This is a genomic window from Chryseobacterium sp. GVT01B, assembly GCF_019970045.1.
GTDB lineage: Bacteria > Bacteroidota > Bacteroidia > Flavobacteriales > Weeksellaceae > Chryseobacterium.
The window spans coordinates 1-435 of sequence record NZ_JAHXYI010000035.1 but is presented as its reverse complement, the minus strand read 5'-3'; the positions used below and the strand labels follow the sequence as shown (position 1 = coordinate 435).

The 435-nt window shown below is 57.9% G+C and carries 1 protein-coding gene; it reads left to right on the top strand.

What is annotated here, in order from left to right; all coding sequences use genetic code 11:
* The coding region (locus LC457_RS23340; RefSeq protein ID WP_223601932.1) for a CoA transferase at positions 1–435 on the top strand (435 nt) is incomplete at both ends.

Genomic DNA, 435 nt, shown 5'->3' with positions numbered 1-435 from the left:
GTATGAAGCTATCTTCGCGATGATGGAAAGCATGGTGCCGGAGTTCGACGTGTTCGGTTTCATCCGCGAGCGCAGCGGCAACATCATGCCGGGCATCACGCCGTCTTCGATCCACACCAGCGCCGACGGCAAGCATGTGCAGATCGGTGCCAATGGTGATGCGATCTTCAAACGCTTCATGCTCGTGATTGGCCGCGAAGATCTTGCCAACGTCCCACTGCTGGCCAGTAACGACGGGCGCGACAGTCGCCGGGACGAGTTGTATGGCGTGATTGATCGCTGGGTCAATTCCTTACCACTGCAGACTGTTCTCGACTTGCTCAATCAGGCCGACGTACCGGTCAGCCGGATCTTCAGCGCCGAGGACATGTTCAACGATCCGCAATATCTGGCGCGAGAGATGTTCCTGCATGCCAAGCTGCCGGACGGCAAGGA